General features: G+C 66.2%; 12 protein-coding genes. 8 read left to right on the plus strand and 4 right to left on the minus strand.

All coding sequences use genetic code 11. From position 1 onward, the window contains the following. The 6 genes from dnaE to NDK18_RS04410 all read left to right on the plus strand — a co-directional run bounded on the left by dnaE (position 1) and on the right by NDK18_RS04410 (position 7,805). Positions 1-3,540 (plus strand): DNA polymerase III subunit alpha, encoded by a 3,540-nt coding sequence (gene dnaE / locus NDK18_RS04385; RefSeq protein WP_250625530.1) that lies wholly within the window; start codon positions 1-3, stop codon positions 3,538-3,540. Positions 3,541-3,654: 114 nt separating this feature from the next. Next, positions 3,655-4,611, plus strand: a complete 957-nt coding sequence (locus tag NDK18_RS04390) for an acetyl-CoA carboxylase carboxyltransferase subunit alpha (protein ID WP_250625529.1) — start codon at positions 3,655-3,657, stop codon at positions 4,609-4,611. A 42-nt stretch (positions 4,612-4,653) separates the two neighbouring features. After that, positions 4,654-5,388, plus strand: a complete 735-nt coding sequence (locus NDK18_RS04395; protein ID WP_250627178.1) for an NYN domain-containing protein — start codon at positions 4,654-4,656, stop codon at positions 5,386-5,388. After that, positions 5,385-6,644 (plus strand): tRNA lysidine(34) synthetase TilS, encoded by a 1,260-nt coding sequence (tilS, locus tag NDK18_RS04400; protein ID WP_250627179.1) that lies wholly within the window; start codon positions 5,385-5,387, stop codon positions 6,642-6,644. The genes NDK18_RS04395 and tilS overlap by 4 nt, the downstream gene beginning before the upstream one ends. 32 nt (positions 6,645-6,676) lie before the next feature. Then, complete coding sequence (locus NDK18_RS04405; protein WP_250625526.1) at positions 6,677-6,922, plus strand: exodeoxyribonuclease VII small subunit; 246 nt, start codon at positions 6,677-6,679, stop codon at positions 6,920-6,922. Continuing rightward, complete coding sequence (locus tag NDK18_RS04410) at positions 6,906-7,805, plus strand: polyprenyl synthetase family protein (RefSeq protein WP_250625525.1); 900 nt, start codon at positions 6,906-6,908, stop codon at positions 7,803-7,805. Before NDK18_RS04405 ends, NDK18_RS04410 begins: the two co-directional genes overlap by 17 nt. Here NDK18_RS04410 and NDK18_RS04415 read toward each other — a convergent pair. Both NDK18_RS04415 and pmbA read right to left on the minus strand, forming a co-directional pair. Further along, positions 7,798-8,190, minus strand: coding sequence for a DUF4870 domain-containing protein (locus NDK18_RS04415; RefSeq protein WP_250627180.1), 393 nt, complete (start codon positions 8,188-8,190; stop codon positions 7,798-7,800). The genes NDK18_RS04410 and NDK18_RS04415 overlap by 8 nt on opposite strands. A 71-nt stretch (positions 8,191-8,261) precedes the next feature. Continuing rightward, a complete protein-coding gene (gene pmbA / locus NDK18_RS04420; protein WP_250627181.1) occupies positions 8,262-9,614 on the minus strand; it encodes a metalloprotease PmbA in 1,353 nt (450 codons plus the stop codon). 119 nt (positions 9,615-9,733) lie between these two features. Between pmbA and NDK18_RS04425 the strand changes: the two genes are divergently transcribed. Then, on the plus strand, positions 9,734-9,964 hold the full coding sequence (locus NDK18_RS04425; RefSeq protein WP_250625522.1) for a DUF1653 domain-containing protein: 231 nt from the start codon (positions 9,734-9,736) through the stop codon (positions 9,962-9,964). Between the two features lie 14 nt (positions 9,965-9,978). Next, a complete protein-coding gene (yjgA, locus tag NDK18_RS04430) occupies positions 9,979-10,542 on the plus strand; it encodes a ribosome biogenesis factor YjgA (RefSeq protein ID WP_250625907.1) in 564 nt (187 codons plus the stop codon). Positions 10,543-10,556: 14 nt separating this feature from the next. Here yjgA and tldD read toward each other — a convergent pair whose 3' ends face one another. Together tldD and NDK18_RS04440 are read right to left on the minus strand one after the other, a co-directional pair. Continuing rightward, positions 10,557-11,996 (minus strand): metalloprotease TldD, encoded by a 1,440-nt coding sequence (tldD, locus tag NDK18_RS04435; protein WP_250625521.1) that lies wholly within the window; start codon positions 11,994-11,996, stop codon positions 10,557-10,559. An 81-nt stretch (positions 11,997-12,077) separates the two neighbouring features. Continuing rightward, positions 12,078-12,572 (minus strand): hypothetical protein, encoded by a 495-nt coding sequence (locus NDK18_RS04440; RefSeq protein WP_250625520.1) that lies wholly within the window; start codon positions 12,570-12,572, stop codon positions 12,078-12,080. Between the last annotated feature and the right edge of the window lie 5 nt (positions 12,573-12,577).

Below are 12,577 nucleotides of genomic sequence, written 5' to 3' on the forward strand. Positions count from 1 at the left end.
ATGTCCACGCCCTTCGCACACCTGCATCTGCACAGCGAATATTCGCTGGTCGATTCGACCATCCGCATCAAGGCATTGATCGCCGCCTGCGTACGGGCCGGCATGCCGGCTGTCGCGCTGACGGACGAAAGCAACCTGTTCGCCCTGGTGAAGTTCTACAAGGCCGCCCAGGCCGCCGGTATCAAGCCGATCGCGGGCGCCGATGTCTGGGTGGTGGGCCATGACGATCCCCGCCCCTGGCGACTCACCCTGCTTTGCCAGGACCACGCCGGGTATCTGAATCTGTCCCGGCTCGTGTCGAAGGCCTGGCGTGACGGGCAGCACGGCGGCAAGGCCTTCGTCGAGGCCGGCTGGATGACATCACCGTCCATGGCAGGCCTGATCGCCATCTGCGGCCGCGAAAGCGAGGCAGCGCGGGTGGCGCCTTCCGGTGGCGTCGAGGCCGCGGTGCTGAAGCTAACGCCGCTCGCACGCATCTTCCCCGACCGCCTGTACCTGGAGCTCACGCGCACCGGCCGGGAGGGCGAGGAACTGTGGAACAACGCAGCCCTTGCCGTGGCCGGCGCGATGGACCTGCCCGTCATCGCCAGCAACGACGTGCGCTTCATCGACCAGGACGATTTCGAATCGCACGAAGCGCGCGTGTGCATCAACCAGGGCCGCGTGCTGGCCGATCCGAAGCGCCCGCGCGATTATTCCTCCGAGCAGTACCTGAAAACACCGGCGGAAATGGCCGAGCTGTTCGCCGACGTCCCCGAGGCGCTGGAAAACACCGTCGAGCTCTCCCGCCGCTGCAACCTGGAACTGAAATTCGGCACGTACTACCTGCCGGATTTTCCCGTCCCCGCAGGACACGACCTGGCCAGCTACATCCGCGTCCGCGCCCGCGAGGGCCTGGCCGATCGCCTGGCCGCGCACCCGATGGCCCCAGGTCGCGCGCTGGAGGACTACCAAAGCCGCCTTGAGCGCGAAGTCGACGTCATCGTCAACATGGGCTTTCCCGGCTACTTCCTGATCGTGTCCGACTTCATCGGCTGGGCAAAGGAAAACGGCATTCCCGTGGGGCCGGGCCGCGGTTCGGGTGCGGGCTCGCTGGTGGCCTGGGCGCTGAACATCACCGACCTGGACCCCCTGCAGTTCGCCTTGCTGTTCGAGCGCTTCCTCAATCCCGAACGCGTATCGATGCCCGACTTCGACATCGACTTCTGCATGGACCGCCGCGACGAAGTGATCGACTACGTTGCGCGCAAGTATGGCCGTGACCATGTCAGCCAGATCATCACCTACGGCTCCATGGCCGCCAAGGCCGTGCTTCGCGACTCCGGCCGCGTGCTGGGCATGGGCTACGGCCAGGTCGACAAACTTGCCAAGCTGATTCCCAACCGCCCGCTCGACCTCACCTTGAGCGACGCACTGGGCATATCTGAAAAGTCGAAGAAGGAAACCGAAAGAGTCGTCAAGGATTTCTGCGACCTCTACGACCAGGACGACGAATCGCGCTCGCTGATCGACCTGGCCCTGAAGCTGGAAAGCCTTACGCGCAATGCCGGCAAGCACGCCGGCGGCGTGGTCATCGCACCCACCGCACTGACCGACTTCGCCCCGCTTTATTGCGAGCCGGGTGGCGCAGGCGTGGTCACGCAGTTCGACAAGGATGACGTGGAAGCCGTGGGCCTGGTGAAGTTCGACTTCCTTGGCCTGCGCACGCTGACCATCATCGACTGGGCGGTGAAGGCGATCAACGTGCGCCGCGCCGAGACGGGCGAAGAAGCGCTGAACATCGCAGCGCTCCCGCTGGACGACGCCTTCACCTACGACGAAGTTTTCAAGAAAGCGCAGACGGTTGCGATCTTCCAGTTCGAATCGGCGGGCATGCAGCGCCTGCTCAAAGACGCCAAGGCCGACCGCTTCGAAGACATCATCGCGCTGGGCGCGCTGTACCGCCCGGGCCCCATGGACCTCATTCCCAGCTTTTGCGCGCGAAAGCACGGCAAGGAGGTCGTGGAATACCCCGATCCGCGCGTCGAGCCGATCCTGAAAGAGACCTACGGCATCATGGTCTACCAGGAGCAGGTGATGCAGATGGCGCAGATCGTAGGCGGATACTCGCTCGGCGGCGCGGACCTGCTTCGCCGCGCCATGGGCAAGAAGAAACTCGAGGAAATGGCCAAGGAGCGGGCCAAATTCCGCGAAGGCGCAGCGAAGGACGGCCTGAACGGCGACAAGGCCGATGCCATCTTCGACCTGATGGAAAAATTCGCAGGCTACGGCTTCAACAAGTCGCATGCCGCCGCCTATGCGCTGGTGTCGTACCAGACGGCGTGGCTGAAGGCGCACTACCCCGCCGAGTTCATGGCGGCGACGATCTCCTCGGACATGGACAACACCGACAAGGTGGTGACCTTCCTGGACGAGACGCGCGCGATCGGCATCAACGTGCTGCCACCGGACGTCAACAGTTCCGGCTGGATGTTCCACGCCACGGAGCCGAAGGTCGTGCGCTACGGCCTGGGAGCGATCAAGGGTGTGGGCCAGGGCGTGTGCGAGGCCATCGTCGCCGAGCGGGCCGCCGGTGGGCCGTTTACTTCGCTTGTCGACTTCTGCCAGCGCGTGGGTAGCTCCAAGCTCAACAAGCGCACCATGGAAGCCCTGGTGCAGGCCGGTGCGCTCACCGGCCTTGGCATCAACCGCGCCACCATGATGATGCACATCCCCGAGGCGATGAAGGCCGCCGACCAGGATGCGAAGAACCGCGCCGCCGGCCAGGTGGACATCTTCGGCCAGGCGGCAGGCCAACCGGTGGTGATCCAGCTGTCCGGATCCGTGCCCGAATGGCCGCTCGAACAACTGCTGCACGGCGAGCGCGAGACGCTGGGCCATTACCTCTCCGGGCATCCCACCGATCCCTGGGCCGACACCCTGGCCCAGCTCGCCAGCTGCCCGATCGGCGAGATCGCCCAGCGTTACCAGCCGCCGCGCCCGCGGCGCCAGGATGACGACGAGAACGCCAACCGCTTCCGCCGTACGCCGGAAACGCCCTGGACCGTGGCCGGCATGGTGACCGGCATGCGCAAGCGCGGCGACAGCGATGCCTTCGTGCGGATCGAGGATGGCACCGGGCAGATCGAATGCAGCTTCTTCCGCGAGGTATTTACCGAGGCCTCGCCCCTGCTTACGCGCGACCAGATGATCATCGTCGAGGGCGGCCTGCGCTTTGACGATTTCGCCGGCGGCTACCAGCTGCGGGCGCGCCGGGCCTATTCGCTCTCCGATGCCTGCGAGCACTACGCTCGCCTGCTACGTGTGAAGGTCAACGGCATCGGCCCCGACTTCAACACCCACCTGCGCCACGCCCTGGCCGGCTACAAGGGCGGCCGCACCCCGCTGATGCTGCAGGGCTACCGGAACACGGTCGCCCAGGCCGACATGGAGTTCGGTGAGGAGTGGAAGGTGAAGGCCCTGCCCGACCTCCTCCGGGCGCTGAGGGTGATCCCCGGGGTGCTGGCCGCCGAGCTTCGCCTTGCCAGGCCGCAGGAATAGCCCACGGCGGCCCGGACGGATGGAAAAAGCCGCCACCGCAAGACCATACGGCAGCGCACACCCGCAGGCTTGCCGCCCCGGTATAATTCTCGTTTAGCCCTTTGCGCGTAAACCATGAATCCCAACTTCCTCGATTTCGAACAACCCATCGCCGAACTGGACGCGAAGATCGAAGAGCTTCGCCATGCCAGCCATGGCCAGGCGTTCAACATCGACGAGGAAGTGGGCAAGCTCCGCGAGAAGCTCAAGGTCAAGACGGCGGAAATCTTCCGCAACCTCACCCCCTGGCAGATCAGCCAGCTCTCGCGCCACCCGGCGCGGCCGTACACGCTGGACTACATCAACGGCATGTGCGAGGAATTCCACGAGCTGGCGGGCGACCGCATGTTCGCCGACGACGCCGCCATCGTCGGTGGCCTGGGCCGGATCAATGGCCGCTCGGTGATGATCATCGGCCACCAGAAGGGCCGCGACACCAAGAGCAAGGTCAAGCGCAACTTCGGCATGCCGCGCCCTGAGGGTTACCGCAAGGCGCTGCGCCTGATGAAGATGGCCGAGCAGTTCAGCCTGCCGCTCTTCACCTTCATCGACACCGCCGGTGCATGGCCGGGCATCAATGCCGAGGAACGCGGCCAGTCCGAGGCCATCGCCCGCAACCTGATGGAAATGTCCGAGCTCCGCGTGCCGATCATCTGCACCGTCACCGGCGAGGGTGGCTCCGGCGGTGCGCTGGCCATCGGCGTGGGCGACCGCACCATCATGCTGCAATATTCCACCTACTCGGTGATCACCCCGGAAGGCTGCGCCTCGATCCTGTTCAAAAGCGCCGACAAGGCCAAGGACGCGGCCGAATTCATGGGCCTCACCGCCCCCCGCCTGATGGAAAACGGTCTGATCGACAAGATCGTCCGCGAGCCACTGGGCGGCGCCCACCGCAACCCGTCATCGATGGCCACGCGCCTGAAGGCCGTGCTGATGAACCAGCTCGACGAACTGGAAGCCATGCCGATCGATGATCTGCTGAAAAAGCGTTATGCGCGGCTGCGCGGTTACGGCGCCTACGCCGAGTAAGTGGCATCATCCTAGGCTCGTTCCGCTACGCGCTGAGCCCCCATGGCCACCACCAAGCTAGCCGTCCTGATCGATGCGGATAACGCATCGCCGGCCATCATCGAAGGCCTGATGGCCGAGGTCGCCATCTACGGCGCGGCGCACGTCAAGCGCATCTACGGCGACTGGACGCGCACCAATCTCTCCGGTTGGAAGGATGCGCTCCCGGCGCACGCCGTGCAGCCCATCCAGCAGTTCGCCTACACCAAGGGCAAGAACGCTACCGACTCGGCGATGATCATCGACGCGATGGACCTGCTCTACACCGGCCGGCTTGACGGCTTCTGCCTGGTCTCCAGCGACAGCGACTTCACCCGCCTGGCATCGCGTATCCGTGAATCGGGCCTCACCGTGTTCGGCTTCGGCGAGCGCAAGACACCCGAGGCCTTCCGCATGGCCTGCGACAAGTTCATCTACACCGACGTCTTCATGCGCACTGTGGCCAAGGAAGAGCCCAACCAGGCCCCCGTACAGCGCACGGCGAAGGAACTGCGATCGGATACGAAGCTTATGAACATGCTGCGCAACGCCATCGACGGCGCCTCCAACGACGACGGCTGGGCCTCCCTCGGCGCGGTGGGCAGCATCCTTAGCAAACAGTCCACCGACTTCGATTCGCGCAACTACGGCTATAGCAAGCTCTCCGGACTCCTGAACGGCATTGGCCTGTTCGAGATCGAGGAGCAGCAGGTGGGCAACGGCAAGGCCATCTTCGTACGGGCGAAGCCAAAGCCGTGAACCTGGCGACGGCCCTGGCGGCGCTGCCCGCCGATGCCCCGCTCTGCATCGCCTTCAGCGGCGGTGGCGATTCGATGGCCTTGCTGCACGCGGTCGCAGCCTTGCGGCCGGCGAAGCTGCGCGCCTTGCATGTGAACCATGGATTGCAGCAGCCAAGCGACGACTGGGCGCGGCGCTGTGCATCGTTCTGCGATGGCCTGGGTGTGCACCTCACCGTCGCCAGGGTCGAGGTGGATGTGGCCGGTGGCCAGGGCCCGGAGGCCGCAGCCCGTGACGCACGATATGCGGCCTTCGCCGCGCAGCTTGGCGAAGACGAAGTGCTCCTGCTGGCCCATCACCGCGGCGACCAGGTGGAAACGGTACTGCTGAAGCTGCTGCGCGGGGCGGGTCCGGCGGGGCTCGGCGGGATGCCTTCCTCCCGTCCGCTCGGGCCGGGTCGGCTGCTGCGACCCTTGCTCAACGTGCCGCAGGCCGAGCTTCGCCAGTACCTCGATCGCCATGGGCTCACGCCCTTGGAGGATCCCTCCAACACCGACCATGCGATGGCCCGCTCATACCTCCGCGCCGAAATCGTGCCGCGCCTGGCGCGGCACTGGCCCCAGGCCGCCGAGAGCATCGTGCATGCGGCGAACGCGAGCCTGGCTGCCGCGAATTTCATCGAAGGGAACTGGCGGCAGGCCTGGCAGGCCCTGGACCGCGGCGGCGCGCTGGATGCCACCGGCTGGCTGGCCCTGCATGAAGCCTTGCGCGTGCCGCTGCTCGAAGCGTGGCTGCACGGGCGAGGCTTGCGCGCACCCACCACCGCCCAGCGCCGGCAGCTCGAGGCACAGATCGCCCACGCCGCGGCCGACCGCCTGCCCTGCGTGGGCTGGCGGGACACCGAGGTACATGTATGGCGTGGCGCGCTGCACGCGGTGCGCCGCCATCCGCCACTGCCGGCTCATTGGGAAGCCCCCTGGAGCGGCGGCGCGCTTTCCGTACCCGGCGGCGCCACCTTGCAGGCCGAGGCCGGATCGAGCCTCCCCGGACTCACCGTGCGCCTGCGCCGCGGGGGCGAGCGTATCCGGCCGGCCGGCGAGGCCCATACCCGGGAGCTGCGCGACCTCTTCCAGCGCGATGCGGTGCCGCCCTGGCGGCGTCAGCGGCTGCCGCTGCTTTTCGTCGGCCCTGAACTGGTGGCGGTACCCGGACTGTGGTGGTCCGATCAGGCCCTGCCATGGATCCAAAGCGTGCACGTTACGCACGTAAACGATTGAATCCAAGCCGCTGCTGAGCTAGTTTGTCGCCCATGTCGACTCCCCCTGCCACGCCGTCCGTCGCTGAATTCGAACACTCGCTGGACGAACTCGAACAACTGGTCACGCGCATGGAAGGCAACGAGCTTTCGCTCGACGAGTCACTGTCCTCCTTCGAGCGCGGCATCGGACTGTATCGCACCTGCCAGCGCGCGCTGGAACAGGCCGAACAGCGGGTGCGCCTGCTGCTCGATCCCGACGCGCCCGACACCGCCGAACCCTTTGAACCAGAATCATGAGGCCGCGCCGTCGATCGACACCCTGATCGCACGCGCCGACCAAGCCCTCGCCCAAGCCCTTCCCGCCGAACACCAGCCACCCGTCGAACTGCATCGCGCCATGCGCTATGCCGTACTGGGTGGCGGCAAGCGGCTACGCCCGTTGCTGGTCTACGCCGCCGGCATCGCGCTGGGCGCTAACCTGGATGCACTGGACGCCGCCGCCTGCGCGGTGGAATTCATCCATGCCTATTCGCTGGTGCACGATGACCTGCCGGCAATGGACGACGATGCCCTGCGCCGCGGCAGGCCTACCTGCCACATCGTCTTCGGCGAAGCCATGGCAATCCTCGCCGGCGACGCCCTGCAGGCGCTGGCCTTCGAGATCCTGGCCGATGCGGCCGACATCGACGATGCGGAAACGCGCTTGCGCATGCTGCAGGTGCTCGGCCGCGCCTGCGGCGCCGAAGGCATGGCGGGTGGGCAGGCATTCGACCTGGCGGCCGTAGGGCATCGTCTGGATCTTGCCGAACTCGAGCGCATGCACGACTACAAGACCGGGGCGCTGATCCGGGCCTCGGTGATGCTCGGCGCGCTAGCCAGTGGCTGCCGCGACTCAGCGACGCTCGATGCACTGGACAGGTTTGGCCGTGCCGTGGGCCTGGCCTTCCAGGTACGCGACGACATCCTCGACGTCGAAGGCGACGCCGCCGTGATCGGCAAGACTCAAGGCAAGGATGCCGCGGCCGACAAACCTACCTTCGTCTCGATCATCGGCATGGACGCTTCGCATCACCGCCTGGACGAACTCGTCAACGAAGCGCTAACCGCGGTCGAGCCGTTGGGCGAACGCGGCAATACCCTTGCCGCGCTCGCCCGGTTCGCCGTCGAACGCGTCAGTTGACCAGGCGCAGGGCGAACGGGTAGCGGTACGACCCGGACGAACTCACCCGCGTGGCGGCGATGATGCACATGACCAGGTTGAAGATCCAAAGCACCCAGGTCAGGAACACGCCGATGATGATGATGGTGAGGATCCAGCAGATCACGTAGCCGATGATCACGGTGATCTGGAAGTTGAGTGCTTCCTTTGCCTCGGTGATCAGGTAGGCCTTCTCGGGGCGGTCCTTGTGGACCAGCCACACGATCAGCGGCACGATGAAACTGAAGAGAAACCCTGACAGGTGCGTCAGCATGGCCAGGTTGCGGTCGTCGGCCGCGGCCGATGGTGGAGCGGCCTCATACGGTGGCGGCGTGGACGGTGGCACCTGGTCCGGCGGTATGCTCATGGCTATTCCTCCCCGCGATCATTCGCCCAGCCACTGTCGGCAACCGCTGGCCCCCTGTCAAGGCGCAAGGGTCACTCCCCGGCGATGGTCATCCGTTCCACCAGGATCGATCCGGTCAGCACGTGCGAGCGGTGGTCGACGTCGTTGCCCACCGCCACGATGTTCGCGTAAAGGTCGCGCAGGTTCGCCGCGATGGTGATTTCCTCGACCGGGAACTGGATTTGTCCGTTTTCCACCCAGAACCCGGACACGCCACGGGAGTAGTCGCCGGTGATGATCGACACGCCCTGGCCCATGGCCTCGGTCACCAGCAGGCCCGTACCCAGGCGGCGCAGCATGCCGGCGAAGTCGTCCTCGCCGGTGCTCACGATGAGGTTGTGCACGCCACCGGCATTGCCGGTGGATTGAAGCCCCAGCTTCCGGGCCGAATAGCTGCCCAGGATGTACCGCTGCAACACGCCGCCGGTGACCAGGGCCGAATCGGCCGTGGCGGTACCCTCGGCATCGAATGCGCTCGATGCCAGGCCGCCCTTCAGATGCGGCCGTTCGTCGATGGCGAACCATTCGGGAAGGATCTGCTTGCCGGCATGGTCGACCAGGAAACTGGCCTTGCGGTACAGCGAACCACCGCTGACCGCGCCGATCAGGTGGCCGATAAGCGAGCGGGCCACCTCCGGCGCGAACAGCACCGGCGCCTGGCGCGTGGACAGGCGCCGTGCGCCAAGCCTGGCCAGCGTGCGTTCGGCGGCTTTACGCCCGATCGCCGCCGCATCGCCGAAGCGGCGCGCATCGCGCACGCTTTCATACCAGTAGTCGCGCTGCATGCCTTCGTCGTCGCCGGCGATCAATGCCACCGACAATCCGTGCCGGGTGCCACGCTCGCGTCCGACGAAGCCATGGGAATTGGCGTAGACCGAGATGCTCTGGCCGGCGCTGACACTGGCGCCGTCGGAATTGGTGATGCCATCGATGGCGCGGCCGCCCTGTTCGACCTCGATGCCCAGCGCGATCGCCGCTTCCACATCCAGGTCCCACGGGTGATAAAGATCAAGCTCGGGGAACTGCGTGGCCATGCGCGAAGCGTCGGCGAGGCCCGAGAAAGCATCGGCTTCGGTGTAGCGGGCAATGGCGCAGGCCTGTTCGATGGTGGCCTGGATCGAATCCGGCTGCAGGTCCGCCGTGCTCGCCGAGCCCTTGCGCTGGCCGAAATACACCGTGAGGCCGAAACCGCGGTCCCGGGTGTGCTCGACGGTCTCCACCTCGCCCAGGCGAACGTTCACGCTCAGCCCGGTGTCGATGCTGGCCGAGACCTCGGCCTGGCTGGCGCCAGCCGCCAGGGCGCGCCTGATGACGTCCTCGGCGAGGTTGGCCAGGCGGTCGGAATCTTGCAGGCTGGTGTCGGCGACACGGGCGACTTGGTTCACTACGTAGGTTCCTGCTTGGACGACGGGGTAGAATAACGGGCCACGGCGTGCCCTGCCCGACCCGACATGGGGTCCGGCCCAGCCGATCAAAAGCGCAGCAGCGCCTCGGAACCCCCGTCATGACTGTCATCTGCGGCCTCTACCGCCACTACAAGGGAAATCTCTACAGCGTGCTGGGTACCGCCCGGCATAGCGAGACCATGGAGGAACTGGTGGTCTACCGCGCGCTATATGGCGACCACGGCCTGTGGGTGCGCCCGGCCTCGATGTTCGCCGAATCGGTGGAGGTGGCCGGCGAGTGCGTGCCGCGCTTTGCCCTCACCGAAGAGAACGAAGGATCCGCCTCGTGAGCAACGACACCGACATGACCGATACCGGCGAGGACTTCGGCCCCACCCGCACCCAGCAACGCCGCGATGCCCTGGCCGTGCTCGCCTTTGCCACCCAGCTGTGCGAATTGCCGGCCACGCGCGTGGGCAAGATGAACCTTCCCGACGACGTCCTGACTGAAATCGGCCACGTGCGGCGCATCACCGCCCATGGCGCGCGCAAACGGCAGCTGGCGTACCTGGCCAAGATCATGCGACGCCACGACGACGCCGATTTCGACGACGCGCGCGCGGCGATGGGCGAGAACCGCGAGCGCCAGCGGCAGGAAACCGCCGCGATGCACCGGCTGGAAAACCAGCGCGACAAGCTCCTGGCCGATGACGACGCGCTGGCGCCGTTCATCGCCGAACATCCCGGCGTCGACCGCCAGCATCTGCGTTCACTTATCCGCCAGGCGCGCAGCGAACGCGAGGCCAACAAGCCCCCGCGCGCCTACCGGGAAATTTTCCAGATGCTCAAGGATCTTTCAGGCGCCGGTGATGCCGACGCCGAAGACGACGCGCCCGAAAGCCGCGTACAAGCCAGCGACGAACTCTAAACCGCGACCCGTTTTCAGGTAGCGGTGCCGCCCACCGTCATGTTGTCGATGCGCAAGGTGGGCTGGCCGACGCCCACCGGCACGCTCTGGCCATCCTTGCCGCACACGCCCACGCCCTCGTCGAGCTTCATGTCGTTGCCGATCATCGACACGCGCGTGAGTGCCTCAGGACCGTTGCCGATCAAGGTGGCGCCCTTCACCGGCCGCGTCACCTTGCCGTCCTCGATCAGGTAGGCCTCGCTGGCGGAGAAGGTGAACTTGCCGTTGGTGATGTCCACCTGGCCGCCACCGAAATTCACCGCGTACAGGCCGCGCTTGACCGAGGCTATGATCTCCTGCGGATCGCGGTCGCCACCACGCATGTAGGTGTTGGTCATGCGCGGCATCGGCAGCTGCGCGAACGATTCGCGGCGGCCGTTGCCGGTGGACTTCACGCCCATCAGGCGCGCATTGAGCTTGTCCTGCATGTAGCCACGCAGGATGCCGTCCTCGATCAGCATGGTGCATTCGGTGGGCGTGCCCTCATCGTCGATGTTCAGCGATCCGCGGCGGCCATCGAGCGTGCCGTCGTCGACCACGGTCACACCCTTCGCCGCCACGCGCTCACCGATGCGCCCGGCAAACGCCGAACTGCCCTTGCGGTTGAAGTCACCCTCCAGGCCGTGGCCGATGGCTTCGTGCAGCAGGATGCCAGGCCAGCCCGGTCCCAGCACCACGGTCATGCCGCCGGCCGGCGCATCCACCGCTTCCAGGTTCACCAACGCCTGGCGTACGGCCTCGGCGGCGAACGCATGGGCGCGGCCATTCTCGAGCAACTGGCGATAACCATAGCGGCCGCCGCCGCCGCTGTGGCCCTGCTCGCGGCGGCCGTTCTGTTCCACGATCACCTGTACGTTCAGGCGCACCAGCGGGCGCACGTCGGCGGCGAGCGTACCGTCGGAGGCCGCGATCAATACCGTATCCAACGTGGCCGACATGCTTACCACCACCTGCTTGACCCGGGGGTCGCGCGCGCGGGCATAGGCGTCGACTTCGCGCAGCACCGCGATCTTTTCTTCGTTGGGCAGGCTCTCCACCGGATCGATCGCCGGATACAGGGCGCGGCCGGTGGCCAGTGCCAGCGGGCGTCCCTGGCCGGCGCCACCCTGGGCGATCGCGCGCGCGGCGCGTGAGGCCTCGAGCAGCTGCGGCAACACGATGTCGTCGGAGTAGGAGAAACCTGTTTTCTCGCCGGACATGGCGCGCACGCCCACGCCTTGTTCGATCGAATGGTTGCCGTCCTTGACGATGCCTTCCTCAAGCACCCAGGACTCGCTACGCGAGTGCTGGAAGTAGAGGTCGGCGGCATCGATCGACGGGCCCATCAGCTGGGAGAACACACGGTCGAGGTCACCGGTGGCAAGGCCACCCGGGGCGAGCAGGCGGCGTTCGGCGAGGGCTAGGGTGGAATCCATCGTCACTTCTTGGGCCATGCGGCTGGGGAAACCGCTTACATGGGGCCTGATGCTGGTGGGTTAAACCCGCCGGCGCAAGCCTCAGGCATCGCTACGGTCGCTTGCCGTCGCCTCAGGTGTTGACCCGACCTCGACCGGTGGCACATCGACGGCTCCAGGCCGTGTCTTGCGGCTGGGCGGCGGTCGAGGCGGTATCGGACGTGCACTGAGCATCAGCGGGCGACGGGCCGCTCGCGCGGCGTTCTCACGGCGAAAGGGCAAATACATGTGCATGGTCCAGAACGCCGCCATGGCGAAGACATGGGCCACGACCAACAGTACTGCCCACAAGCGCTTGCGCTCTTCGCTGACAGCCGTGCCGTATACCAGCGCATGCAGGTATGACACCAGCAAGCCAGCCACCATGACGACCACGGAAATACATGCACCGAGCACCGGCCCCTGCCCGAATTCGGCAACAAGGCCATGCGGAGACAAGTCGCCCGTGGCCACGAGGCCGCCAAAAAGCACCAGCACCCAGGCCAGGCAGAATCCCGTGGCGATACCGAGGCTGACGATTTCCTTCCTGGAATACATGTTGC

Origin of the sequence: Pinirhizobacter soli (assembly GCF_015905305.1) — a bacterium.
Classification (GTDB): Bacteria; Pseudomonadota; Gammaproteobacteria; order Xanthomonadales; family Rhodanobacteraceae; genus Pinirhizobacter; species Pinirhizobacter soli.

Excerpts from the sequence above, each read along its gene's own strand:
- dnaE (WP_250625530.1), top strand. The coding sequence starts at position 1 with ATGTCCACGCCCTTCGCACACCTGCATCTGCACAGCGAATATTCGCTG.
- NDK18_RS04415 (WP_250627180.1), bottom strand. The coding sequence starts at position 8,190 with ATGAGCATACCGCCGGACCAGGTGCCACCGTCCACGCCGCCACCGTAT.
- tldD (WP_250625521.1), bottom strand. The coding sequence starts at position 11,996 with ATGGATTCCACCCTAGCCCTCGCCGAACGCCGCCTGCTCGCCCCGGGT.
- NDK18_RS04405 (WP_250625526.1), top strand. The coding sequence starts at position 6,677 with ATGTCGACTCCCCCTGCCACGCCGTCCGTCGCTGAATTCGAACACTCG.
- yjgA (WP_250625907.1), top strand. The coding sequence starts at position 9,979 with ATGACCGATACCGGCGAGGACTTCGGCCCCACCCGCACCCAGCAACGC.
- NDK18_RS04425 (WP_250625522.1), top strand. The coding sequence starts at position 9,734 with ATGACTGTCATCTGCGGCCTCTACCGCCACTACAAGGGAAATCTCTAC.
- NDK18_RS04390 (WP_250625529.1), top strand. The coding sequence starts at position 3,655 with ATGAATCCCAACTTCCTCGATTTCGAACAACCCATCGCCGAACTGGAC.
- NDK18_RS04395 (WP_250627178.1), top strand. The coding sequence starts at position 4,654 with ATGGCCACCACCAAGCTAGCCGTCCTGATCGATGCGGATAACGCATCG.
- NDK18_RS04440 (WP_250625520.1), bottom strand. The coding sequence starts at position 12,572 with ATGTATTCCAGGAAGGAAATCGTCAGCCTCGGTATCGCCACGGGATTC.